23 protein-coding genes are annotated in these 24,036 nt (G+C 47.2%); 18 read left to right on the top strand and 5 right to left on the bottom strand.

Features of this window, described 5'->3' with window-relative positions; genetic code table 11:
- Window positions 1–11: 11 nt before the first annotated feature.
- The 5 genes from HNQ56_RS21135 (at window position 12) to HNQ56_RS21115 (ending at window position 5,400) form a co-directional block, all read left to right on the top strand.
- Window positions 12–2,111 (top strand): BglG family transcription antiterminator, encoded by a 2,100-nt coding sequence (locus HNQ56_RS21135; RefSeq protein ID WP_429150193.1) that lies wholly within the window; start codon window positions 12–14, stop codon window positions 2,109–2,111.
- A 169-nt stretch (window positions 2,112–2,280) separates the two neighbouring features.
- The gene (locus HNQ56_RS21130; protein WP_429150191.1) at window positions 2,281–2,736 is read left to right on the top strand and encodes a PTS mannitol transporter subunit IIA; all 456 of its coding nucleotides are present in this window, start codon (window positions 2,281–2,283) and stop codon (window positions 2,734–2,736) included.
- Window positions 2,737–2,859: 123 nt separating this feature from the next.
- Window positions 2,860–3,795, top strand: coding sequence for a 1-phosphofructokinase (pfkB, locus tag HNQ56_RS21125; RefSeq protein ID WP_429150189.1), 936 nt, complete (start codon window positions 2,860–2,862; stop codon window positions 3,793–3,795).
- 54 nt (window positions 3,796–3,849) lie between these two features.
- Window positions 3,850–5,109 carry a zinc-binding dehydrogenase gene (locus HNQ56_RS21120; RefSeq protein WP_429150188.1) on the top strand — a complete coding sequence of 420 codons (1,260 nt, stop codon included), beginning with the start codon at window positions 3,850–3,852 and terminating at the stop codon, window positions 5,107–5,109.
- Window positions 5,110–5,136: 27 nt separating this feature from the next.
- Window positions 5,137–5,400, top strand: coding sequence for an HPr family phosphocarrier protein (locus HNQ56_RS21115; protein WP_429150187.1), 264 nt, complete (start codon window positions 5,137–5,139; stop codon window positions 5,398–5,400).
- A gap of 17 nt (window positions 5,401–5,417) precedes the next feature.
- On the opposite strand, the gene HNQ56_RS21110 is transcribed toward HNQ56_RS21115, so the two are convergent.
- A complete protein-coding gene (locus tag HNQ56_RS21110) occupies window positions 5,418–5,639 on the bottom strand; it encodes a hypothetical protein (protein ID WP_429150186.1) in 222 nt (73 codons plus the stop codon).
- On the opposite strand from HNQ56_RS21110, the gene HNQ56_RS21105 reads away from it, so the two are divergent.
- The gene (locus HNQ56_RS21105) at window positions 5,622–6,158 is read left to right on the top strand and encodes an inorganic diphosphatase (protein ID WP_429150185.1); all 537 of its coding nucleotides are present in this window, start codon (window positions 5,622–5,624) and stop codon (window positions 6,156–6,158) included. The genes HNQ56_RS21110 and HNQ56_RS21105 overlap by 18 nt on opposite strands.
- 134 nt (window positions 6,159–6,292) lie before the next feature.
- On the opposite strand, the gene HNQ56_RS21100 is transcribed toward HNQ56_RS21105, so the two are convergent.
- Window positions 6,293–6,952 (bottom strand): nitroreductase family protein, encoded by a 660-nt coding sequence (locus HNQ56_RS21100; protein WP_429150183.1) that lies wholly within the window; start codon window positions 6,950–6,952, stop codon window positions 6,293–6,295.
- A gap of 172 nt (window positions 6,953–7,124) precedes the next feature.
- Between HNQ56_RS21100 and HNQ56_RS21095 the strand changes: the two genes are divergently transcribed.
- The 4 genes from HNQ56_RS21095 to rpsR all read left to right on the top strand — a co-directional run bounded on the left by HNQ56_RS21095 (window position 7,125) and on the right by rpsR (window position 8,989).
- Window positions 7,125–7,646: an STM3941 family protein gene (locus HNQ56_RS21095; RefSeq protein ID WP_429150181.1), complete on the top strand. Its 522-nt coding sequence runs from the start codon at window positions 7,125–7,127 to the stop codon at window positions 7,644–7,646.
- A 200-nt stretch (window positions 7,647–7,846) separates the two neighbouring features.
- Window positions 7,847–8,134 (top strand): 30S ribosomal protein S6, encoded by a 288-nt coding sequence (gene rpsF / locus HNQ56_RS21090; RefSeq protein ID WP_429150180.1) that lies wholly within the window; start codon window positions 7,847–7,849, stop codon window positions 8,132–8,134.
- Window positions 8,135–8,175: 41 nt separating this feature from the next.
- Complete coding sequence (locus HNQ56_RS21085; RefSeq protein ID WP_429150178.1) at window positions 8,176–8,637, top strand: single-stranded DNA-binding protein; 462 nt, start codon at window positions 8,176–8,178, stop codon at window positions 8,635–8,637.
- 79 nt (window positions 8,638–8,716) lie between these two features.
- Window positions 8,717–8,989, top strand: a complete 273-nt coding sequence (gene rpsR / locus HNQ56_RS21080) for a 30S ribosomal protein S18 (RefSeq protein WP_429150176.1) — start codon at window positions 8,717–8,719, stop codon at window positions 8,987–8,989.
- Window positions 8,990–9,128: 139 nt separating this feature from the next.
- On the opposite strand, the gene HNQ56_RS21075 is transcribed toward rpsR, so the two are convergent.
- The 3 genes from HNQ56_RS21075 to HNQ56_RS21065 are packed head-to-tail and all read right to left on the bottom strand — an operon-like array spanning window position 9,129 to window position 12,748.
- The gene (locus tag HNQ56_RS21075) at window positions 9,129–9,599 is read right to left on the bottom strand and encodes a (2Fe-2S)-binding protein (RefSeq protein ID WP_429150175.1); all 471 of its coding nucleotides are present in this window, start codon (window positions 9,597–9,599) and stop codon (window positions 9,129–9,131) included.
- On the bottom strand, window positions 9,586–10,425 hold the full coding sequence (locus HNQ56_RS21070; RefSeq protein ID WP_429150173.1) for an FAD binding domain-containing protein: 840 nt from the start codon (window positions 10,423–10,425) through the stop codon (window positions 9,586–9,588). Before HNQ56_RS21070 ends, HNQ56_RS21075 begins: the two co-directional genes overlap by 14 nt.
- A complete protein-coding gene (locus tag HNQ56_RS21065; protein ID WP_429150171.1) occupies window positions 10,412–12,748 on the bottom strand; it encodes a xanthine dehydrogenase family protein molybdopterin-binding subunit in 2,337 nt (778 codons plus the stop codon). Before HNQ56_RS21065 ends, HNQ56_RS21070 begins: the two co-directional genes overlap by 14 nt.
- 583 nt (window positions 12,749–13,331) lie before the next feature.
- On the opposite strand from HNQ56_RS21065, the gene HNQ56_RS21060 reads away from it, so the two are divergent.
- From HNQ56_RS21060 to HNQ56_RS21025, 8 genes are all read left to right on the top strand, one after another.
- Complete coding sequence (locus HNQ56_RS21060) at window positions 13,332–13,607, top strand: CD3324 family protein (protein ID WP_429150169.1); 276 nt, start codon at window positions 13,332–13,334, stop codon at window positions 13,605–13,607.
- Between the two features lie 209 nt (window positions 13,608–13,816).
- Entirely contained in the window at window positions 13,817–14,002 is a 186-nt protein-coding gene (locus tag HNQ56_RS21055) for a hypothetical protein (RefSeq protein WP_488167878.1), read from the top strand.
- Between the two features lie 247 nt (window positions 14,003–14,249).
- Window positions 14,250–15,074 (top strand): sugar phosphate isomerase/epimerase family protein, encoded by an 825-nt coding sequence (locus HNQ56_RS21050; protein ID WP_429150165.1) that lies wholly within the window; start codon window positions 14,250–14,252, stop codon window positions 15,072–15,074.
- A 10-nt stretch (window positions 15,075–15,084) separates the two neighbouring features.
- Window positions 15,085–16,962: a heparinase II/III family protein gene (locus HNQ56_RS21045; protein ID WP_429150163.1), complete on the top strand. Its 1,878-nt coding sequence runs from the start codon at window positions 15,085–15,087 to the stop codon at window positions 16,960–16,962.
- A gap of 489 nt (window positions 16,963–17,451) precedes the next feature.
- A complete protein-coding gene (locus HNQ56_RS21040) occupies window positions 17,452–19,077 on the top strand; it encodes an ABC transporter substrate-binding protein (protein ID WP_429150162.1) in 1,626 nt (541 codons plus the stop codon).
- A gap of 176 nt (window positions 19,078–19,253) precedes the next feature.
- Window positions 19,254–22,214, top strand: a complete 2,961-nt coding sequence (locus HNQ56_RS21035) for an extracellular solute-binding protein (protein WP_429150160.1) — start codon at window positions 19,254–19,256, stop codon at window positions 22,212–22,214.
- A gap of 6 nt (window positions 22,215–22,220) precedes the next feature.
- Window positions 22,221–23,159 carry a carbohydrate ABC transporter permease gene (locus HNQ56_RS21030; protein WP_429150158.1) on the top strand — a complete coding sequence of 313 codons (939 nt, stop codon included), beginning with the start codon at window positions 22,221–22,223 and terminating at the stop codon, window positions 23,157–23,159.
- 7 nt (window positions 23,160–23,166) lie between these two features.
- A complete protein-coding gene (locus HNQ56_RS21025; RefSeq protein WP_429150156.1) occupies window positions 23,167–24,036 on the top strand; it encodes a carbohydrate ABC transporter permease in 870 nt (289 codons plus the stop codon).

Genomic DNA, 24,036 nt, shown 5'->3' with positions numbered 1-24,036 from the left:
AGGAGGATACCATGGGCTTTACACCACGTCTGCGCCAAATATTATTGATCTTATTGAAGGAAGACCAGACCATATCGGTAAAAAAGCTGGCTGATGAGATAAAAGTCAGTAAAAGAACGGTTCAGAGAGAGCTGGAATATATCGGATCCTCTTTGCAGCAATATCATGTTTCGCTCCAGACAAAGACAGGTACCGGTATTTGGCTGAAAGGGGAGGCAGAGGATAAGAGAAAATTATATGAAACATTGCAGATGGAGGATACCGTTGATTCCGGGGACAAGGAGAACCGAAGGAAACGGCTGATTCTTGAGATCCTCCGTGACCGGACGCCTAAGAAACTGTACTATTATGCCAATATCTTTGATGTTAGTGAAGCGACTGTAAGCAATGACATGGAAGCGGTGGAGGGATGGTTTCGCCAGTTTAATCTGTCCATCACCCGGAGACAGGGCTATGGTGTTGCCCTGGAGGGCAGTGAGAAGGATTACCGGCTGGCCGTGCGCCGCTTTGTGGATGAGAATTCCGACAACAAGCTGATGAAGAGCTTTACCATGGAAAATGAACGCAATATTATCGATATCCTGCGGGACAAGGAAGGCCCCAATATCTATTCCTTATTAAATAATGATATCCTGAACCGGGTCATCATCTGTTTTCAGAGTATCCGGGACAGGAGACTGACCAGACTGACGGAGAATTCCTATATTGGGCTGATTCTCCATGTAACCATTGCGGTAAACCGGATCTTGCAGCGGGAAATCATAGAACCAAATGAGGAGCTGCTGGAAAAGCTGGTGAAGAATGAAGACTATAATTTGGCCGCCCATATTGCCAGCTCTTTGGAGGAAGAATTCCAGATTGACATCCCGGATATTGAGATTGCCTATATCCTGCTGCATATTAAGGGGTCAAAATTACAATATATCGATGAAGATGAAATGGAGGCGGAGAATCAGAGAGAAGGCCAGGAGCTTCTTAATTTTATCAATGATATGATTGATGCCTACGATGAAGGGCTTGCCTACGAACTGAAGCTGGATGAGGAGTTCATTGCCGGGCTCCTGGCACACCTCCAGCCAACCCTTGTCCGGCTGCGCAACCATATGACCATTACCAATCCCTTGCTGCAGCAGATTAAGGATACCTATCCGGTGATTTATGAGAAAAGCCAAAAGGTCAGCCGGTTAATCACCCAGCATTACGGCTTTGAGATTCCGGAGGAAGAGACGGGATTTCTGGCCATGCATTTCGGCGCGGCCTGTGTGCGGCTGGAAAACAACCGGGAGAGCAGGCGCAAGGTTGATATTGGTATTGTATGTGCCAGCGGTATCGGAATTTCCAGACTCATGCATTCCAAGCTGAAGCGTTTTCTGAAGGACAGTGCCGAGCTGGTGACCTATGGCAAGGAGGATCTCACACCGCTTCAGCTTAAGAGAATGGATTTTCTGATTTCCAGTATTAACCTGGACGGGATAGACGCCGATATCGTGCGCGTCAGTCCGCTGTTATTGGAGAATGATCTGGAGCGGATTGAGGCAAAGGTACGGGTCTATGCCAAGACGCCGAAGAGCTCCCGGACAGAGAATGATTTTGAACGCCAGCTGGAGCAGGTGAACTATACTGTGACCCAGATCAAATATATCATCAAGGAGTTCCAGTGTATGAAGGTCAGCAGCTGTATTTCTTTTGATGAACTGCTGGTGGCTGTGACGGAGCGGCTGTCACCCTATAATGACAAGCGAATTTTGATTCAGGAGGATATTAGACGAAGGGAGAAGATTGCCTCCCAGGTTATTCCGGAATATAACTTTGCCCTGCTGCACAGCCGGACGAGAGGGGTGATGCGCCCCTGTTTCTCGGTCTGCCTGGCCAGGGATCTGGGCGAGTTCCAGGACCCCTTCTTTCAAAATGTCCGGGCTGTTATTATCATGCTGGTGCCGGAAGACGAGCATATGGAAGAGAATACCGGTATCATGGGGTATTTGAGCAGCAGGCTGGTGGAAAGCAGCGAGTTCCTGGAGACCATATTTGCAGGGAACCGGGAGGAGATCCGCTCCTATCTCAAGATGGAATTAAAGAGATATTTCGGCCAGTATCTGGATCGGGTATAATGCAATGTCATGAAGTTTGGCTGGCGGCACCGCATCAAGTCACTTTTGTGCTGACCGTATTTAAAAATGTCGCTAACCAATGATGTCAAACTCGATTTTGTATCATTTGATATTAGGGTTCCTGTGCGTGTATAATAATAATCAGAAAGAAAGTTGCAGCGATGACACAATGACAGAAGTTGAACAGAGAGGATCGAGAGAGATGGAATTGCTTCAGAAGAAGAACATTATATTAAATTGCAAGGCCAAAGAAAAAGAGGAAATCATCAGGGAGATTGGCCGGATATTACTGGACAGCGCTTATGTGGAGCAGGATTATATCGAAGGCATGATAGAACGGGAGAAGAGCTTTCCCACTAATATAGGGAACGGAATTGCAATTCCCCATGGTGTGGAAGCGGTTAAAAAGAATATAAGGAATTCCGGTATCGCGGTAATGATATTTCCGGAAGGAACCGACTGGAACGGGGATGTGGTAAAGATTGTGGTGGGCATAGCGGCCAAGGGAGAAGAGCATCTGGACGTTCTGGCCAATATCGCGGAAAAATTATCGACGGAGCAGGCGGTTGAAGATATGGTCCGGAGCAGTGCCGAGGAAATCTATCTTCATTTTACAGGAAAGTAAAGAAAACGGCATACCTGTGCCGTCCAAGGGGAGTGCGTATCTTGGCGCGCAGTGCCATAGCATAATCATAAACGCTTTGCGCGTGTAATTATGCTATGTTTTCAGCAGTGAATGGAGGATGAGATGATAATTACGGTAACGATGAATCCGGCGGTTGATAAAACCGTGGATCTGGAGCAAATGCATCATGGCGGATTAAACAGAGTTAAAAATGTGATTATGGATGCCGGGGGAAAGGGAATCAATGTCTCCAAGACCATTCAGGAGCTGGGCGGCGAGACGGTTGCCACCGGCTTCGTCGGAGGCAGCGGCGGGCTTCTGATTAAAAAGGCCTTAAAGGAAATGGGCATCCCTTCGGATTTCGTTGAGATTGAGAAAGAGATAAGAACCAACCTCAAGGTGGTGGAAGCAGACGGGAATGTAACGGAATTCAATGAAGCCGGGCCGGTGATATCCGAAGAGGAGCTGGAGCAGCTGACCGGGAAGCTGTTGGGTTATGCCAATGAAGAAGCCCTCTTTGTCCTGGCAGGCAGCATCCCCGGCGGAATTAGTAAAACCGTATACCAGACCCTGACCCGGAAGCTGAAAGCCCGGAGCGCCAGAGTGTTTGTCGATGCGGACGGGGAATTGTTCACGCATGCTCTGGAGGCTGGGCCGGATATCATAAAGCCCAACCGCCATGAGCTGGAGGAATATTTTCATAAGGATTACCGGGTGGATGAAGGGGAGCTGGTCGGAATGGGACAGACCCTCTTGAAAAAGGGTGTCGGCATGCTGGCCATATCCCTGGGTCAGATGGGCGCGCTGTTCTTAGCAGGGGATCAGGTACTGCGCTGCCCCGGCCTTAAGGTGGAAGCCCATTCCACAGTCGGCGCAGGTGATGCTATGGTGGCGGCGCTGGCCTATGGAGTGAACCGGGGGATGTCCCTCAGTGAATGCGCCGCGTTGGGAATTGCCGCTTCCGCCGGAGCCGTGACCACGAAGGGCACCAAGCCTCCGAAGCGGGAGCTGGTGGAGGAATTGCGGAGACGGGTTACAGTGCAAAGCATAGGTTGTTAGGACAAAGAACGCGGCCCAGGGTGAGCAGGCTGTGAGAAAGGCGTGGTTATTGATATGAGAACAAAGGCGGTCAGAATGTACGGCGCAGACGATTTACGTCTGGAAGAGTTTGAATTACCGGAGATCCGGGAGGATGAGATCCTGGTGAAGGTGGTGAGCGACAGCATCTGCATGTCCACCTACAAATTAGTAAAGCAGGGAAAAAAGCATAAACGTGCGCCTCAGAATATAGATACCAACCCGATTATTATCGGACATGAATTTGCCGGCGATATTATTAAGGTGGGCAGAAAATGGGAGGATCAGTTCCGGCCCGGACAAAAATTTGCCTTGCAGCCCGCCCTGAACTATAAGGGGAGTCTGGCTTCCCCGGGATATTCCTATGAATTCTTCGGAGGGGCATGTACCTATTGTATCATTCCCCAGGAGGTAATGGAGCTGGGATGTCTGTTGAATTATGAAGGGGAGAGCTATTTCGAAGCATCGCTCGGAGAGCCCATGAGCTGCATTATCGGAGGTTATCATGCCAACTATCACACCAACAAGCAGAATTATAACCATGCCATGGGAGTGAAGGCGGGAGGCAATCTGCTGGTAATGGGAGGCTGCGGTCCCATGGGCCTGGGAGCCGTAAGCTACGGCTTATGCATAGAGAATAGACCCAAAAGGCTTGTGGTAACAGATATCAGTGACGAGCGGATCAAGCGGGCCAGAGAGGTGATCTCCGAGGCGGCTGCCGCCGAACAGGGGGTAGAGCTGGTCTATGTGAATACCCAGGCGCTGGAGAAACCCTTCGAGGAGTTGATGTCCATCAGTGAGGGCAAGGGCTATGACGATGTATTTGTATATGTTCCCATCCGCCCGGTGGCAGAGATGGGGGATGCCCTGCTGGCATTTGACGGCTGTATGAACTTCTTTGCGGGACCCACGGACAGCCGGTTCAAAGCAGAAATCAACCTGTATAATGTTCATTACACCAGCACTCATATCATTGGAACTACCGGAGGCAATACCGATGATCTGATAGAGGCCATCGATCTGGCGTCAAAGAAAATGATTGAACCGGCAGTAATGGTAACCCATGTGGGCGGAATTGACAGCGTGGCGGAAGCTACTTTGAATCTGCCCAACATCCCCGGCGGGAAGAAGCTGAATTACATGCAGATCAACATGCCGCTGACGGCGATTGAGGATTTTGAAGAATTGGGCAGGACCGATCCGCTGTATAAGAAGCTGGCAGATTCCTGCAAACGTCATAAGGGCTTGTGGAACAGCGAGGCAGAGAAACTTTTGTTTGAACACTTTGGAGTATAAGCAGGATGCGGCAGAATGGAGGTTAATATGGTAAGTCAGAGGGTTACAATAAAAAATCCCTCCGGGCTTCACGCGAGGCCGGCAGGGGAGTTGGCGAAGCTGTGTTCCCGGTGCAAATCTCAAATCACCATTGCGGCGGGAGAGAAGAAAATCAATCCCAAGAGCATACTGATCCTCATGAGCGCGGCAATCCGCTGCGGAACCGAGGTCACAGTGGAGTGCACCGGCGAGACGGAGAAGGAAGACCTGGAAGCAATTATTGCAGCAATAGAAGGCGGATTAGGAGAATAATTGATAAACTTTCCTTTTTATAAAACAATGACAGGCGGTTTGCAGCCTGTCATTGTTTTATAAGGGGATTCTTTTAAAATCAAAAATTTTGGTGGGAAATGACCGCGGCATGTGATAAAATCAGAGAAGAAAGCAGATAATCTGGATAAGACAGCCGGACAGGCAGGATCGCCGGCTGATGCTTCACTGAAATCAATAATTTTGGAAGGAAGAAAATACGGATGAGTAATATATGGCATGATATCAGCCCGGAGCGTATTCAGGCTCACGATTTTGTGGCGGTTATTGAGATTTCCAAGGGCAGCAAGAAGAAATACGAACTGGATAAGGAGACAGGGTTTATTATTCTGGATCGGATTCTATATACTTCAACCCACTATCCGGCTAATTATGGCTTTATTCCGAGAAGCTACGGCGACGATAAGGACCCGCTGGACGTGCTGGTGCTCTGTTCGGAGCCGATTGAGCCCCTTTCCCTGGTCCGGTGTTATCCGATTGGCGTTATGAACATGATAGATAACGGAATGGGAGATGAGAAGATTATCGCGATTCCCTTTAATGACCCTACCTATAATCTATATAAGAACATCGATGAATTGCCGCCCCATATCTTTGATGAAATGAGACATTTCTTCAGCGTGTACAAGGAACTGGAGAATAAGGATACGGCGGTCAATGAGTTTGGAGGGCCGACAGAAGCCATAAGGATTATCGAACACTGCATCGAGAATTACCGTCAGCTATTCTCTCAGAGATAGAATGAAGGAAAGAGGAATAGAACGGCCTGCCGCAAACGTGATCAGGAACTGAGTCCGCTTCGGGTCGAAGCGGACTGCGGTTCCTGATCACGTTTGCGGCAGGCCGTTTTTTGCAATTCACTGCAGATCTTGGATTAAAATGTTCTTCCGGATCCAATTTCAAAATGGTATTTCACAATGCCAAGATCAACCTTAGAATAAAAGCCTGCGGTTGCTTCTGCCGTTACCGTATCTCCGGCAAGGGTAAACATAAATTTTTGCTGGTTCATTGCAGTAGGAGCGAGCATTGCCGCTTCCACCCCGCTTTTGAACCATTCGGGCATCGTTCCGTCTGTTTTGCATAATTGCTCCATCGGCTTGCTTTTGTGAACAACGCCCTGTGTTTTGCCGTACCCAAGGGCGAGAACACATCCTAATTTCTCCCCGTCGTTAATTGTGATGGCTTTCCTTGCCTTCCCTTTACTGAAGGTCAATGCCACCCAACAGGTGTTTAAACCGAGCATTTGAGCCTTTAGGGCAATACGTTCGCCGTAATAGCCGCTCTTTTCATCAAAATCAGCCGCCTTCCTTCCCACAAGAGCGATGTAATTCTGCACGCCGGTGATTTTGCCGTAATGTGCCATCATGCCGTCAAAGGCTTTGGGTTCGTTGACAACAAGCTGAATGCGGAGCCCGCTTTCCTTGTTGCAGGCATCAATTTCTGTTTTGAGCTGGGAGAGAGTTATCTGATCGATGGCTTTGTCGGTATAACTTCTCACAGAATGGCGGTTTTGAATTGCAGTTAGAACATCCATAAACAAATGCCTCCTTTTTCTAATTACCTAGATTATAGCATAGTTTTTAGTATAACCAACAGCAGAAAAAAAGATGGTGAAAAAATTATCATTTTAGGGGCGGCAGAGTATTGCAAAAGCAATAGGAAACAGATACAATTAAAGTATCATGTGTGTAAGGGCAGGGGATTTTGTGGGAGATATTGTGATTGAGGAAGTGAATTATAAGGCCTTCGTTATGGCGGCCGGAAGTATGTTTGCATTGATTGCTTCCATGGCCATGACAATATACGGTGTACATCGGGAAAGAGCAGTCTATTTCGTTCCGGGGATTATGGCCTCTGCTTTGTTTTTGACTCTATTTACAATAGCAACAGTGAAAACCATGAAGGTCAGAAATCTGCTGACCATTACCCGGGAAGGAATTCATGACAGTTCCTCATTGAGCGGTATGGGTTTTCTATCCTTTGACGATATCAAGGAGTTCTTGATTGTGACCGCCCATAACAGGCCGGCGATTGCGGTGGTTCCCAAGGATACGCAGCATTTTCTCTCCCAACTTACCGTAGTGAAGCGAAGGGTGGCCAAGAGAAACATCAGCCAGCAGCTGCCGCCCGTTCTGATCATGGCGGATATGGCAAAGGATATGGAGCCGGAGGACATCCTGTCACTTCTGAACAAGAGGCTGAGCGATTACAGCCGCCTGTTTGAATGATTTTGTATGGTGATTCTGCACAGGAAAAAGATTCACTCTTATTAAAAAAATAGATTGTAATTCAGAACAAGCTATGTTATCATAGTTAATTGTGATATGTTATACTATAATTTCCTTGCTCTTTAAATGATAATTTGATTCTTCGTCAGTCAAATTACATTCAAAAAGGGCCAGAGACCAGAAGGAGGTGCCAAACAACTATGAATCAATATGAATTAGCCTTAGTTGTAAACGCAAAAATCGAGGATGAAGCCAGATTAGCTACCTTGGAAGCAGCAAAAGACCTGATCGCCAGATTCGGCGGAGCTGTGACTAATGTTGACGACTGGGGAAGAAAGAGATTAGCCTATGAAATTCAGAAAATGAAAGAAGGCCACTACTATTTCATCCAATTCGACGCTGATTCTACCGTTCCCAACGAAATCGAGCAAAGAGTTCGTATCATGGAGAATGTAATCAGATATCTGTGCATCAGAAAAGATGCTTAATACACCCTAAGGCGTACAAACGAAAGGGAGGTATTTAACTTATGAATAAAGCGATATTAATCGGCCGTTTAACCAGAGATCCCGAGGTGAGATATTCCCAGGGAGAGAATTCAACAGCAGTTGCCAGATTTACCTTGGCAGTGGACCGGCGTTTTCGGAGAGCCGGGGAGAACTCGGAAGCGGACTTTATCGGCTGTGTTGCCTTCGGCAAGCAGGCGGAGTTTGTGGAGAGGTACTTTAAGCAGGGAATGAAGATGGTACTGGCTGGAAGAATTCAGACAGGAAGCTATACCAATAAAGACGGTCAGAAGGTTTATACCACTGATATTGTGGCAGAGGATATAGAGTTTGCCGAAAGCAAGAACAGCGGCGGCAGCGGCGGAGGATCTGACTTCCAGCAGGGAGGTTATCAAAGAGAGTTCCGGCCGGAGCCCAGTTCGGCAATTGGGGATGGATTTATGAACATCCCGGACGGTATTGACGAAGAATTACCATTTAATTAAAAAAGCAGAATGATCATAGATAGACGGATTCCTTCATTAGTCCGCCTAACGTGAAAAAATCGGATAAGGAGGTCAAGACATGGCATTCAGAAGAAATGAAGATAGAGGCGATGCTCCGATGAAGAGAAAAACCTTTGGACGCAGAAGAAAGAAAGTATGTGTGTTCTGTGCAGATAAGAACTACGCAGGAATCGATTATAAGGATGTTAACAAGTTAAAGAGATATGTATCTGAGAGGGGCAAGATCCTTCCCAGAAGAATTACCGGCAACTGTGCAAAGCATCAGAGAGCTTTGACCGTAGCTGTTAAGAGATCAAGACATGTTGCTTTGATGCCTTATACTATGGATTGATTTTAGTAATGAAGCCGTTACATGACGAGAGTGAGATGCTTCACTTAGGTTGTGTAACGGCTTTTTTGACTAATTCAATACTTTGTTAGTTCCGGTTTCGGCCTGTGGAAGCATCAGCTTACTCTAAAAAATAGCCCTTCTAAATCTGCTTCAGCACACTCTGCACAGCTTCCTTTATTTCCTGGTAGCTGGTGCATCTGCAGATATTGGACTGAAGCCATTTTTCTATCTCATACTCATCTGCATTGGGTTTCCTTTCGGCAAGAGCATGGCAAACCATTAAAAATCCGGAAGTACAATAACCGCATTGAAAAGCATTATATTGAACAAAGGCTTCCTGTATAGGAGTATGTCCTCCAAGTCCCTCTACTGTTAAGATTTTATGCCCTACAGCCTCGATGGCTAAAACCAGGCAGGATTTAACAGGCAGCCCATCCATTAATACGGTACAGGTGCCGCAGTCACCGTTTTTGCATCCTGGTTTGGCACCTGTCAGGCCGAATTGTTCTCTCAATACATCCAACAAGACATCAGCAGGACGAACGGTTGCTTTTCTCATCTCATGATTCACGTCAAGGTTGATCACACAATCGTTTTCATAATACTTCATCATTATGCCTTTCTAAAATAGATTTGATAATATGATCCAATACAAAAAGCCTGTATTCCCCGGTCCCCTCATAATCTGTAATTGGCGGTTCCGGCAAGAAAGCATGAGTTTTTTCAAGCTTTTCACCTAATGACAGCCGTGTGTCATTTAAAACCTTTTCTATTTCTGCGCTCCGGAAGGGAAAGGAACAAAGGCCGGAAAAAGCGAAGCGTAAACGATTCTCATAGGTAATACTGCAAACGGTTACCAAAGGATAATCTATTTTTTCTATTGCAGTCTTTTTTACATGGGTAAAAGGCAGCGACAACATTTCTGTTTTGATTTTAATCTGATAAATGAACTCACCCTGTCTCAATTTAATCCTTTTGTCAAAAGCATTTTTAAACTGCAATCTTCGAAAACCATGGGGACCGTAAAGAATAATTTTTGCATCCGTAAGCAGTAAAGGCAGGACAGTTTCTTTATAAATAATCGTGCCGCTGATGTTCCCTCCCAGAGTAATGCGGCATTGGTTGGTATGGTCTGCAATCCGCGCCCCCGTTGTGCCCAGGAGAGGGAAGAGGCCGGATTCTTCGATAGCATTTAAAGAAACCGCTCCTCCTATGGTTAAATACTCTTCCTCTATCTCTAATTTATTGCATTCTTCTATTCCTTTTAAATCAATGACAGCATCGGGAGCATTACTTCCTGCCCTTGCCATGGTGATAATCTCGCTTCCGCCATTATAGTAAAATACTTTCTTATCCTCTTTGCTTAAGGCTTTATAAGCCTTTACCGCTTCCCGCCTGTTCTCCGGTTTACAGTAGATAAAATCATTTGCTATCATGGATACCCTCCTTTGCCCTCCATAAACGTTCCGGTGTCAGAGGCAGCTCCCGGACGGGAATGCCGGAAGCGGCGGCCAATGCATTTCCAAGGGCGGCGGGAATCCCTATAATTCCATGTTCGGAAATGCTACGAGAACCAAAAGGGGAATCTGTCTGAGGTGTTTCTACGAATTCTACCTGATACCGGGGCTCCTCCCCTATATGCAGGAGCTTATAGGTTCGTAAATTAGGAGTATTTAATCTCCCCTCTTTGTTATATTCATAGACTTCTCTGCTGGACATACTAAGCCCCATGGACATTCCGCCATATATGATTTCCTTCATACCATCGGGATTGATAACTTTTCCTACGTCCATTACCGTTACTGCGTTTATTATTTTATAGGTGAAATCCAAGGGGTTAAATTCTATTTCCACTGCCTGTGCGCCTACGGTCCAGGAGGGGCCTGTACGGCCTTTCCCTGTGTTGGGGTCCATCATGGACAGCCCTTTTAACATGAAGCTGCCTTTTGCAATGACCGGTTCTCCGATGGAAGCCCCATTGGGGGTCTGATAGCCTGAGACAATATCTTTAAATAAGGTATACCGGTCCGGCTGCTCCTTTTTAAAAACCCGGCTATCCGCAACTTCAATTTCCTCCGGACTGCAGGAATAGATCTGTCCGCCCATGGCCTTTAACTGCCCCAGTACATCATCTGCCGCCTTCATCACCGCATTGCCCGCCATATAATTTGTCATGCTTGCAACCGTTTTGTAATGTTCCGGATTTAACCGTGTATTGACTGCAAGACTTACATGGATGTCTTTGATATCCATTTTCAGCTTATCGGCAATCATCTGGGCCAGGTTAGTCTGACCTCCGCTTCCGATTTCAACCACACCTGTATTCAGGTTTAAGCTTCCGTCTGAATTAAATGTGATAATGGAACCGGAGACGGCATTGGCCGGAGGAGTGGCGGATTTCCAGAGACAGGCAATCCCTGTTGCCAACACCTTATTATCATTTATTTTTCTTACTTTCTCTCCCTTCCAATGAAGCAAATTCTTTAATTTATCCAGGCAAAGCTCCAGATTCCCGGTATTGCTGTAAGTGCTGACCACCTGGGCGGGTGTCAGATGCCCCGGCCGGATGGCGTTTATTTTCCTGAATTCCATTGAATCTATACCGCATTGTTCAGCCAGATCCTCCATGGTCCTCTCTATACAGAAGGTATAGCATAAATGTCCGAACCCCCTGTAAGAAGTGGAATAAGTGTGATTGGTATAAATACAATAGGAATCACAGGATAAATTGGCTATGCTATAGGGACCGGTACAATCCGCAGCAATTGCTTTGGACATATAGGGGCCGATATCCGAATACGCCCCTGTATCCAGGTAAAAAGTAAAATCGGCGGCAGTTATGGTTCCGTCTGATTTTGCGCCTATTTTAATATTGGCTTCCAATCCCAAACGGCAGGGCGCGGTTGTCATATCTTCTTCTCTTGAAACCGTAAGACGAACCGGTGCGCCGTTTACCTTTGTACAGGCCATATAGGCCAGGAACTCCAGTGTTACGGGTACTTTCCCGCCAAAGGCACCCCCTACCAAGGGGACATTTACTTCAATATTTCCCGCAGGGATCTGAAAGCAGGAGGAAAGCTGCTTTACAACCGTATAGGGAGACTGGGAGGAGGTCTCGATTTTTACTTTTCCGTCCGCCGATATTTCCGCCCTGACGGCTCTGACTTCCATTGCCAGGTGATCTGAAGGCGGCAGTTTATAATTTCGTTCAATCACCACATGGCTTTCTGAAAATCCTTCTTCTATATTTCCTTTCCGCACCTGGAATTTAGAAGCAATATTGCTGTGTTCAACAGGTTGGATATCTTTCTGTAATTTTTTATACTTTCCCAGATCAGGGTGAAGGTAAGGAGCCTCTTTTTTCAGCGCTTCCTCAGGAGAAAAAACAGCTGTGAGCGGCTCATATTCCACCTCAATCATTCGGACCGCTCTCAGTGCAATGGCTTCCGTAACCGCTACGACAACCGCTACCGGCTCCCCGGCATATCTTACCAAGTCTTTTGCAATGGGGGGCCTGTCCTCCAGCAAGGGGCCGCTTAAAACAGGAAAATCATTTCCTGTAATGATTGCCTTTACTCCTTTTAGCTGGCGGGCTTCTAAACAGTGAATGGATTTGATTCTCGCATGAGGATGAGGAGAGGTTAAAATTCTCGCATGAAAATATCCTATGACAGGCTTATCATCCGTGTATTTTGCATTTCCTGAGACCTTATCCCAGGCTTCTTTCCGGTGAATACTTTCGTCAATGGTTGTTCTCATCTTTGACCTCCTAAAAGGATTTCAACTGTATTATGGATTTATTTAGCAAAAATTATACTAGACCTGTTTTTTAAATACCGATTTATATAAATCCATTCCATAGCTAATCCTTTTCGGCACTCCCTCAATGAAACGGTAAGTGCGTTCGCCATTCTCTTCCCATATTGCGGCTTTGCTTTATCCGGATGGAATCATATTTGATACAGAACTGTTTTTGTACTTGATATGCAGTATATTTATGCTATACTGGAATGGATACAATTATAGTAAATGATATTTATTCAGGGGGAATCCGTATGAAATCCATAAAGGCAGTTGATCGCAAACTTATCTCCGCGCAAAGACCACAAATAAAATAGTCGGCGATGCTTTGCTCGGAGATCTGATACTGGAGTAGCTGGTGATAATATAACAGTCCATAAGCCTTGTATTTACAGAAGGTTTATTTGTTATACTTTCACTTGTCTGGTTTCGGATTTGGATATGGATTTTAATAAATCTTTTCTGCAGCATGGTGTGCCGGGCTGCAGTTTTTTTGGTCTTTGCTTCATCTAAATTAAATTATTTTAGAGGAGCAGGGAGTATGAAATATAGGAAAGCACAGGATGTGCTGCCGGAGGAACTGGTAAAGATCTTGCAAGAATATGTGAATGGCGAATATCTATATATTCCCCGTAAGGATGGGGAAAAGAGAATATGGGGAGAAATGAGCGGAGCCAGGAATCTCCTAAAGGAAAGAAACAAGGAAATCTATGATAAGTATCAGAATGGGCACACCGCAGAGGTGCTGGCTATGGAATATTTTTTGTCAGAGCATAGCATCCGGCGTATATTGAGTCAGGTAAAAAATGATGGTTGAGTTCGCTGCAGAAGAGTTTATGCAATGGATTTTATAATAATCCCTATGTATAATCGTATATTACAGGAACATAATCCGTGTTCCCGTAGTCAAGATGGACGGCGCAGAGGCAGCGCCTTTTATCAGAAGTTTGAAATGCAACTTCTGATAACTTATCTTGTAGGTATCGGAATACATGATACGATTTTACAGAGAAGGGAAGGAATAGCATGGCATTAAAGCCGCATAGGGGTAAAACATTATGGAGCTTACCGTCACATGGCAGAGGAACCTGCCCTTTATGCAAAACAAAAAGGATCAAGGTTTTATATCCTTTCATTGCAGAGGATGGGAGCAAAACAACGGTATGTAAAAGATGCCGCAACAAAAAAATGGTATCTGTCCATTCTATATAATGCCCTAACCCCAAAATGTCAGACACAAACTAAATAAGGTAACTAATAAGGATTGAATCCTGTACTGTACAGGGCACAATCCTTTTAGTTTGCTCTCTTGTCAAATTAATGTTACGTCGGGTTGTACGGAAAGGAACGATATGGTAAAATAAATATAATAGCAGTAGAAAAGGGGAGTCAGCAGGTATCCCTTACCATACCTGAAGCAGATGAGCAAGAGAGGAGTATTTTAATGCGTTTTGGAGGATTGATATTTAGAAAATGGACCTCGCCCCAGGAGTGGGCCCAGGCCGCAGTGGATGCGGGCTATTCGGCGGTATATTTCCCGGTGGATCATACGGCGGAGATATCCGTTATTGACGGCTATGTAAAAGCCGCCGCAGATTATGATCTTGTGATCTGTGAGATCGGTGTGTGGAATAATTTATTGACAAGGGACCCTGCGAAAAGGGAGGAGAATATCAACCGGGCAATCCATCAGCTTGAGCTGGCGGAGTATGTGGGGGCAAATTGCTGTGTTAATATCTCCGGCTCCTATAGCGAGCAATGGGACGGGCCTCATAAGGATAATCTGACGGAAAGGGCTTTTGAGGAGATTGTTCTCACCACCCAGAGAATTATTGATGCGGTTAATCCGGAGCGCACCTGCTACTCGCAGGAACCGATGCCTTGGATGTATCCTGATACGGCGGATTCTTACTTGCGGCTGATCCGCAGCATTGACCGCAAAGGCTTTGCCGCCCATCTTGATCCGGTGAATATCATATCCAGTCCCCAGCTTTTCTACCGGAACGGCGAGGTGATTCAAGAATGGTTTGATAAGCTGGGAACCAATATCGTGAGCTGTCATGCCAAGGACATTACCCTCAGCGGGAAGCTTACGGTTCATCTGGATGAATGCAGGCCGGGTCTTGGAGAGCTGGATTATGAGACCTATCTGAGATGCTTATCCAAGCTGGATGACAGGGTTTGCCTGATGCTGGAGCATATGACAGAAGAGGAAGATTATATCCTGGCCGCCAGGTACATCAAAGGGGTGGCAGGAAAGCTGGGGATAAAGCTGGGGAGATAGGAGGAGGCCAATGGATATTATAGAATTACGAGAAAAGCTTATGAGGGGCATGGAGAAGGGAAACAGTGGGCATAAGCTATTTGGAGAGCTGCATGATGAGAAGGTAAGGGAAGGCATACTCGGTAACCCGGCACTGAAGGAATACCTGGAGGAATTGCGCCGGGTGGCACAGGAGTGCCGGAATACAGCCATCAAAGCGTTGCCCTGGCATCTCTTCAAAGGGTTTGATACCACCGGAAACCGGACGGAATATGAGAAGGAGTATTTTGAACACCGTAAAATTCTTATGACCTTCGGCCTTATGGCCTGGCTGTATCGGGAGCCTGAGGATATTGCGGCCCTGGAGGATATCATATGGGCAGTCTGCGAGGAGTATACTTGGTGCCTGCCCGCGCATTTGAACCGCAGAAGCCTGGAGCCCTCTGCGGAAGATGTTTATAAAGCAGGCAGATTCCTGCATACAGGGTTTGACCCGGAGACCAACATTGATCTCTTTGCCGCAGAGACCGCGGCAGCGCTGGCAGAGATTTTATATATGCTGGAGGAGTGCCTGGCACCCATGGTGGTACAGCGTGCGAGAAAGGAAGTCTTCCGGCGTGTTCTGAACAGTTATCTGCGCTATCCCGGAATCTATTCGTGGGAGATGATGAGGAATAACTGGGCAGCGGTATGTGCCGGATCTATCGGGATAGCGGGCATTTATCTGCTGGAGGATGTTTCTGTGCTGGCACAGCTGCACAGCCGTCTGAGCCCCTCCCTGGATCATTTTCTGGAAAGCTTCGAGGCGGACGGCACCTGTCTGGAAGGGCTGTCCTACTGGACCTATGGGATTAGCTTCTACGTTGCATATGGGGATTTGTTGAAACGGAGAACGGCAGGGCAGATTGATCTTCTGATGGATGAGCGGTTTGAGAAAATAGCTGCTTTTCAGCATAAATGCTATTTCCCCGGCGGCTGGACGGTAAGCTTCTCCGATGCCAATGCCAGGGACTGTTACCGGAGCGGGCTGACCGACTACTTAAGAAGCAGCTTCCCGTCGGTGCAGATTCCGGCAGATGCGGATAAGGCGGGCTACTCCTTTGACGGCTGTTTTCGTTGGTGCCCGGGTCTGAGGGATCTATTGTGGACAGAGAAAGAACCGAATCATGATACAGCGGTGAGAGGAATGGAAGAGCCGGCAGGGGAACATTCGGATGTTATCTGTGAGGTATTGCCCGAGGCGCAGTGGATGCTGTGCAAGCAATACGGCGGCCGCCGGCTGGGTCTGGCGGTGAAGGGAGGGCATAACGACGAACCCCATAACCATAATGATATAGGATCCTTCGTGTTTTATAAAGAGGGAGAATGCCTGCTGTGTGACCTGGGAAGCGGTGAGTATACCAGGGATTATTTTGGAGAAAAGAGGTACTCCGTATTCTGCACCGGCTCCTTCGGGCACAGTGTTCCCATTATCAATGGCAAAGGACAGGAGCCTGGAAGAGAGCACGGGGCAAGGGACGCTGCCTTCCCGGAAAAGGGGCGGATGGTTATGGATATCGCCCCGGCATACAATAACAGGAACCTGGTGGGGCTCCTTCGGGATATGACTTACCGGGAAGAGGAAATTGTTTTAAGAGATACCTTCCGTATGGCCCGTATATCGGATGAAGTGAATCATATCACAGAAAGAGTGGTCACACTTCATGAACCGAGGCTGGAACGCGGTTTTGTTTTGATTAAGGGGGAGAGAACGGAGTGCCGGATTGAATATGATGACCGGATGCTGAAGCCGTGTATCCGGCAGCATGAGCATACGGATCATGCCGGAATTAGCAGAACTGTTTACAGCGTTGATTTTGAGGCAGAGATAGCGGAAGAGGAGATGACTCTGGAACTCAGAATAAGATAAAAAAGAAGAGAGTCCGATTTCCTATGGCTTGGCTTACCCTGACAGCAGGGGGGCGTAGCCGCAGGCTGCCGGGCTCTTTTTTGTACCGCTTTCTACGGTCAGAGATGGATGAGATCTTACTTACCGGTTACGCTCCCGCATTATTTGTACAGAGTTGTTCAATATATAGAAAATAGTATGGAAGCAGGCATTGCAGTTAAGATACTATTGTTTAATTTTGCCCTGCGGAATTTGCGTAAAAACGATTTTAATTCATTTGGCCCATAGAATAAGGGGGAAAACGAGAAAACAGGAAAAATATTACATAACAGAAAAACATATTATATAGAAAATAACCATAATTGGATCATGAGAATAGTATATATATAAAAACTTGCATAAAAAAATATCATAAAAACAAAATAAAAATGTTTTTATTATTGCAAATTTTATAAATCTCATCTATAATAGGGGTGTAGGAAAATAAACTATGATTTGGAGGGTACAGCAGTGAAAAGAATGAAATCATTATGTATGGCTCTGCTTCTTGTACTTGCCGCAGGCATGCTTGCCGGTTGTGGTAAAAAGTATGAAGCACTGAGTACCGGTATGGCCGGGGAGATTGACGTTATGTTATGGTCTGGTTCCAGCACGTATCTGGAGGATGTCGGCCATCAGAATTATGCAGAGGGAGAACTGAAGGGTCAGAATGACGCCGCAGTCTATGCTATGGCCAAGAAGTTCAACGAGACCTATCCCAACATTAAGATCAATGTATATGCCAAGACGGGTGATCCTGACAGCAATGACACGCCCTGGGCACAGGAGTTGGAGAATTTCAAGGCGCAGTATGGTAAGTATCCCGATATCTATGCCTCCACGGATCTGTCAGGTGATGTGGCCAGGGGTATGGTAGCGGATCTGTCGGTATTCGCTGACGATCCGGTATACCAGTCCTTTAATAAATCCATTATGAATATGATGAATTATTATGGATTCCAGGCCGGTCTCCCCCAGTATATGCTTCCCTGGGGTGTTTATGTGAACAAGGAGCTGGCGGAGCAGAATAACATTGATGTTCCTCCTGCTGACTGGAATATTGACGAGTACACAGCCTTTGTATCATCTGCCGACAACAAGACTTTCTGGGGAGCAATGGATGTTCCCATGAGCTTCATCAACGGAGGAAATAAGGACATTACCTATTCCCTGGCCAATTACAAGGGAGAGGGAGACCATGTCAATCTCAACTCCGATGCGGTTGCAAAACTGTTGGAGTATGTGCCGAAATGGTCTAAATCTGCAGTCTGGACACAGAATGATGTGGGCGGTGTTCCGGCAGAGGTTATGGATGCAAACTGGTGGTGGGGCTTCAAGTTCTTCATCGAGAATGCAATCTTAACCAATGACGGAGATCCCTGGATGATGGGTGACGCCGCCAACCCTGAGGAAGGATTTGCGAACGCAGCCAAATCCAAGGATTGGGATATCTATCCCAGACCCAGCACGGACTATGTAGAGAATACCGTGGGTATCGTGCTTGATCCTATGGCAATTCACAACTATGCAATGGATGACGGTGATCCGGCGTGGAGTGATGCAGAGAAGGATGCCCTGAAAGTGGCCTATACCTTTGCTTCCTTCTGGGTTGGCAGCAATGAGAGCTTCCAGGTAAGAGCGGATCAGACCTTCGATGATCAGGGTACACTGAAGACTTCTTTAAATGATTCCCTGCCGTTGGTAACGGGGAAGGATTTTGATAAGCAGATGGAGATCTGGGCTTCGGTACCGACGCATCAGCGTTTTGGCGATGCCAAGAAGATGCCCGGTTTCCAGAAGGTTATTGAAATCTGGGAGAAGGGTCAGTTCTGGGATATTTCCGACAAGGCTTATCCTCTCAAGATTATGCAGGATGGCACCCGTGTGGAGGCAGATAAAGAGTGGAGATTCATCTATCAGGCGGAGAACGTTTCAGTTCTCAGGACGGATCCTAACTGGCTGGATGAGGTTAAGTCTAAGCTCCCGGACTGGAACACGAATATCAATCAGAGATTTGTTGAGGCAGACAACCAGCTCAGGGAAGGCTTAAAGTCATATTACGGCTTCACGGATGAGAATTTCAAGGTTAAGAAGTAACAGACAGCTGATATAAAGGAATAGAAGAATACATATGGTATTCAGATTATAAGATAGACAGGGGATTACAGGTGATGCAGAACCGGCCGCTTCCGAAAAGGGAGACTTATGGCCGAGCATCACCTGTCGGGTCCCCTATCATAACGTATACAACCCAGCAAAGGGGAATGGCTGCAATGAAGAATAGAAAAAAAATGATCGCTGGTTTATCGGTATGTATAGTTGCGGTTGCTGTGATGGCAACTATATTTATTTTAGGGAAGAGGCCGGAATATATTGATGGAACCGATGGGAAGAAGGTAGGAGCGGCCCTTCAATTATTAAAGAATTCCCTTAGGACGGAGACGGTTACCTACCTGGATTTTATTGAGGGGCAGGTTCCGGAGTACGGACGTGAGGGTCGGACAGCCACCCCTGAGGCAGGAAGCAGGGTGGAGAATTATGAAGGACTGACGGCGACCCTGGATTATAACCAAAGCGCAGAATACAAAGTAGAGGTCGGCGAGCCGGGATTGTACTATCTGGTTCTGGACTATAAGCCCATGGGTAATACCCTGGCAGACTTTAATATAGAAATAAGCATAAATGGCAAACAGGACTATGAGGAGATGAAGAGCATCAAGCTTCCTTTGTCCTGGACGGATGAGACTAAGGAATTTCCGACGGATCGGTACGGAGATGAGACGGAGCCCTATCAGATCCGAAAGGATGACTGGACCTCTCTTTCTCTGTATAACAGCACCTATTCTACGTCGGCCCCCCTGCTCTTTCCTTTGGCGGCGGGCAGTAATACCATTACTGTCACCAATATCTCCGGTGACGGGCTTGGGGTGGGCAATCTCCGGGCAGACGCGCCGGTGTATGATACCCCCTCCTATGCAGAGTATCGTGACCTTTATCCGGGCTCTCCCGTGAAGGCGAAGATTCTGGTGAATTCCATTGATTATATTGAAAAAAATACTACCCAGGCCACTTATTCTGCCGAGAATAATCCGGCCCTGACCCCCCATGACAGTGAATATAAGAAAATCAACACCCTGAACTGGTCGGATGCCGGTACGGAGATCAGCTACCAGTTCCCTGTCGCCCAGGAGGGGCTCTATCAGATTGCCTTTCATTACAGGAATTCCAAGGAGGAATTCGATGTATTCAATACCATTAAAATTGACGGGAAGGTTCCCTTTCAGGAACTGACCAACTACAGCTTTCCCTCCACCGGATCAAAATGGGACAATGAAGTGCTCAGCGATCCGGAGGGCAATCCCTATCTGGTCTATTTGACCGAGGGCAGCCATACGCTGACCATTCGTGCCGAGCAGGAGCCCATCATCCGCGCCTGGCAGTATGCCAAGCTGATTGCGGATCATGTGACCCAGTTTGATCTGGAGCTTACCAGAATCACCGGAAGCGTCATGGATAAGAACCGGACCTGGCAGATGACCAGGTACATCCCGGAGATTCCGGCCTATCTGGCTGCCTATAAGACTTTAATTGACGAAATAAAATACCTGCTGCAGGACTATACCCCCAATGGGATTAATTCTGCCATGCTGTCGGAGCTGGATAAGGCGGTGGCCTTCCTGGATCAGATGGCGGAATACCCCGATGAAATTGCTCTGTATAAACATAATCTGACGAAGGCGAGGGATAATTCCGTATTAAAATCCATCAGCGAATTCTCCACCGGCCTGATGGGCCAGGATTTTTCCCTGGATATGATCTATCTCTATGGGAATGAGGCGCTGCCCTATCCCAGAGCTACTGCCTGGGAGACGGCGGTAAACGGAGTAAAGACCATGCTGAACTCCTTCTTCTCAGAGAAATTCAAGATGGAGAATGACCCGGAGGTTCTGAATGTATGGGTGAACCGGGCTACTACCCATGTAGACCTGATGCAGAAGATGGCAGATACCCAGTTTACACCGGAGAAAGGAATAGAGGTGAAGATCTCTGTCATGCCGGATCAGAATAAGCTGACCCTGTCCGCAGCCGCCGGCAATACACCGGATGTGGCGCTTGGACTGGGGTCCCATATACCCTTCGAGCTGGCAAGCCGGGGAGCGCTGTATGATCTGACCCGGTTTGACGATCTGTGGGAGGTGGAGGGACGTTTTGTGCCAGGAGCCTCAGTGCCCTATATTTTCAATGAAGGTGTCTATGCGATCCCGGAGACACTGGAATTCCATGCCTTGATTTACCGGACGGATATCTTCCAGGAGATCGGGCTGACTCCGCCGGATACCTGGCAGGAGGCAACGGATATGCTGCCGACGCTGCAGCGGTATGGAATGAATTTCTTCCATAATATTTCTGCGGGTGTGGGCTATAAATGGTATTATCAGACGGGCTCGCTGATCTTCCAGAACGGCGGTAAGCTGTATCAGGATGACGGCTTTAGGACAGCCATTAATGAGCCGGAGGCAGTACGGGGGATTCAGGCGCTGGGAGATCTGTTCATTGCCTACTCCATGCCTAAGGAAGTGGTATCCTTCTTCAATTCCTTCCGGTATGGAACCCTGCCGGTAGGTGTTGTTACCTTGAGTGATTACATTCTGATTAAGAACGGCGCACCCGAACTGGAGGGAAGATGGGCTTTGGCACCTTATCCCGGAACAGTGCAGGAGGATGGCACTATTGACAGATGGTTTATCGCTAACGGCACCGGCGGAGTTATCTTCAAGGACAGCCGGAAGGCGGAGGATGCCTGGGAATTTTTGAAATGGTGGACGGACTATGAGACCCAGGTTAATTATACCTACTCCCTCCAATCCACCTATGGCAAAGCGTTTCTCTGGCTTTCCTCCAATCTGGAGGCGGCTAAGGAGGTTCCCATCGACCAGGCGGATAAGAGAGTGATACTGGAACAGGTAAAGTGGCTGAGGGATACCCCCAGAACACCGGGACAGTATCTGCTGGAGCGATCCATCTCTGATATCTGGAACAAGATGATTGACGACGGAACCTCGGCTCAGGTTGCCGTGGATGAGAAGGTAATTCCCATCAACCGTGAGATCCGAAAGAAGATGAAAGAATTAGGCTATTACGATGAAAAGGGTAATTTGCTGAAGCCCTACGTCATCCGCGATATCGACTGGATTGAAGAACAGGTTGAGAAAGCGAAGCAGAAGGGAGAATAGGTTAATATGGCAGACTTGAATGTAATGCTGGTAAAGCAGTCAAAACGGGAGAAGCGCAAGTCACGCAGCAATGCGATAAGCACCTTTGTGCTGCTCCTGCCCTACGGCTTATTGTTCCTGGGTTTTATCGCAATCCCCATCGCAATTGCAATCGGGCTTTCCTTTACTTATTTTGATGTGATCAACAGCCCCAGATTCGCCGGGCTGGATAACTATATCACGCTGGTTACCCAGGATGAGGCTTTTCTTAAATTTGTACTTCCCAATACCCTCAAATATGCTTTGATCGTAGGGCCTGGAGGGTATGTGATGTCCTTTCTCCTGGCCTGGATGCTGACCCAGATCCAGCGTATTCCCAGAACCATCCTGACACTGGCGATTTATACCCCTTCCATGCTGGGCACGGTGTTTATCCAGGTTATTTGGAGAACCATTTTCTCCGGAGACCAGAGGGGAATTGTGAACTATATATTAATGAATCTGGAGGTAATTGATAAGCCGGTGATGTTCCTGCTGTCGCCGGACTACCTGATGAATATCATGATCTTCGTATCCCTGTGGTCCTCCATGGGAATCGGTTTCCTGGCCATGATATCGGGAATTCTCAATGTGAACGAGGAGCTGTATGAGGCGGCCTATGTGGATGGAATACGCAACCGTTTCCAGGAGATCGTCTATATCACGGTGCCTTCCATGAAGCCGCAGATGCTCTTCGGCGCGGTTATGGCCATTGTGAATGCCTTTAATATGGGATACATCGGAGTAACTCTGTCGGGACAGAACCCCACACCGGGATTGGCGGGACAGCTGATTACCAACCATATCGATGATTACGGGTTTCTGAGGTATGAGATGGGCTATGCGGCGGCGGTGTCGGTAGCGCTCCTGCTGATTGTAACCTTGTTTTCCAAGGTGGCCCATGGATTATTCGGAGAAAAGGAGTAGGAGATATATGGCTAAATTACAAGGATCCAGAATTAATCCGAAGCGGTTCTCGCTTTCACAATTAAAATTTTATATTATACTGGTGCCACTGGGAGTCTTCATGATCCTGCCGGTTATCTTTGTTATTAATCAGGCGTTTAAGCCCCTGGGTGAACTATATGCCTTCCCGCCTACTATCTTAGTAAAGAATCCTACCTTGAGGAATTTCCGGGATTTATTTGCCCTCTCAGGCACCACGGGAGTGCCCATGACCAGATATTTATACAATTCCGTCATTGTTACGGTGCTGACTATTGTGATAAATCTGATCATTACCGTCAGTGCAGCTTATGCTTTTTCCAAGAAGAAGTTCAGGGTCAAGAACCTGCTGTTCAATCTGAATCAGATGGCGCTGATGTTTGTGGCCACCGCCGTTTCGGTTCCCAGATACCTGGTAATCGTCAACAGCGGCATGATCGACACCTGGCTGGCTCATATTCTTCCTTTGATTGCCATGCCCGTGGGACTGTTCCTGGTGAAGCAGTTTGTGGATCAGATACCGGACGCGCTGATCGAGGCGGCCATCATGGACGGGGCTAAGGATTTTAAAATCATTCAGAAGGTGATTATTCCTTTGACAAAGCCCGCGTTGGCGACAACAGTAGTACTAACCTTTCAGGCGGTATGGCAGGCAACGGAGGCATCCAATAACTTTATATCCAATGATACCATGCGTACTTTGGCCTTCTACCTGAATTCGCTGTCCACCAACAGTACGGTGGCGGCTACCGGCATGGTTGCGGCGGCATCGGTAATTTTGTTCCTGCCGAACCTGGTTATCTTTATTATCATGCAGTCGAAGGTTATGAACACCATGACCCATTCCGGCATCAAATAG

The organism is Anaerotaenia torta (assembly GCF_050433395.1).
Classification (GTDB): domain Bacteria; phylum Bacillota; class Clostridia; order Lachnospirales; family Lachnospiraceae; genus Mobilitalea; species Mobilitalea torta.
Note: the sequence above shows the minus strand (reverse complement) of the source record. Positions and strands in the feature narration are given on the sequence as shown.

Excerpts from the sequence above, each read along its gene's own strand:
- HNQ56_RS21135 (WP_429150193.1), top strand. The coding sequence starts at position 12 with ATGGGCTTTACACCACGTCTGCGCCAAATATTATTGATCTTATTGAAG.
- HNQ56_RS21130 (WP_429150191.1), top strand. The coding sequence starts at position 2,281 with ATGACAGAAGTTGAACAGAGAGGATCGAGAGAGATGGAATTGCTTCAG.
- pfkB (WP_429150189.1), top strand. The coding sequence starts at position 2,860 with ATGATAATTACGGTAACGATGAATCCGGCGGTTGATAAAACCGTGGAT.
- HNQ56_RS21120 (WP_429150188.1), top strand. The coding sequence starts at position 3,850 with ATGAGAACAAAGGCGGTCAGAATGTACGGCGCAGACGATTTACGTCTG.
- HNQ56_RS21115 (WP_429150187.1), top strand. The coding sequence starts at position 5,137 with ATGGTAAGTCAGAGGGTTACAATAAAAAATCCCTCCGGGCTTCACGCG.
- HNQ56_RS21105 (WP_429150185.1), top strand. The coding sequence starts at position 5,622 with ATGAGTAATATATGGCATGATATCAGCCCGGAGCGTATTCAGGCTCAC.
- HNQ56_RS21110 (WP_429150186.1), bottom strand. The coding sequence starts at position 5,639 with ATGCCATATATTACTCATCCGTATTTTCTTCCTTCCAAAATTATTGAT.
- HNQ56_RS21100 (WP_429150183.1), bottom strand. The coding sequence starts at position 6,952 with ATGGATGTTCTAACTGCAATTCAAAACCGCCATTCTGTGAGAAGTTAT.
- rpsF (WP_429150180.1), top strand. The coding sequence starts at position 7,847 with ATGAATCAATATGAATTAGCCTTAGTTGTAAACGCAAAAATCGAGGAT.
- HNQ56_RS21085 (WP_429150178.1), top strand. The coding sequence starts at position 8,176 with ATGAATAAAGCGATATTAATCGGCCGTTTAACCAGAGATCCCGAGGTG.
- rpsR (WP_429150176.1), top strand. The coding sequence starts at position 8,717 with ATGGCATTCAGAAGAAATGAAGATAGAGGCGATGCTCCGATGAAGAGA.
- HNQ56_RS21075 (WP_429150175.1), bottom strand. The coding sequence starts at position 9,599 with ATGAAGTATTATGAAAACGATTGTGTGATCAACCTTGACGTGAATCAT.
- HNQ56_RS21070 (WP_429150173.1), bottom strand. The coding sequence starts at position 10,425 with ATGATAGCAAATGATTTTATCTACTGTAAACCGGAGAACAGGCGGGAA.
- HNQ56_RS21065 (WP_429150171.1), bottom strand. The coding sequence starts at position 12,748 with ATGAGAACAACCATTGACGAAAGTATTCACCGGAAAGAAGCCTGGGAT.
- HNQ56_RS21060 (WP_429150169.1), top strand. The coding sequence starts at position 13,332 with ATGAAATATAGGAAAGCACAGGATGTGCTGCCGGAGGAACTGGTAAAG.
- HNQ56_RS21055 (WP_488167878.1), top strand. The coding sequence starts at position 13,817 with ATGGCATTAAAGCCGCATAGGGGTAAAACATTATGGAGCTTACCGTCA.
- HNQ56_RS21045 (WP_429150163.1), top strand. The coding sequence starts at position 15,085 with ATGGATATTATAGAATTACGAGAAAAGCTTATGAGGGGCATGGAGAAG.
- HNQ56_RS21035 (WP_429150160.1), top strand. The coding sequence starts at position 19,254 with ATGAAGAATAGAAAAAAAATGATCGCTGGTTTATCGGTATGTATAGTT.
- HNQ56_RS21030 (WP_429150158.1), top strand. The coding sequence starts at position 22,221 with ATGGCAGACTTGAATGTAATGCTGGTAAAGCAGTCAAAACGGGAGAAG.
- HNQ56_RS21025 (WP_429150156.1), top strand. The coding sequence starts at position 23,167 with ATGGCTAAATTACAAGGATCCAGAATTAATCCGAAGCGGTTCTCGCTT.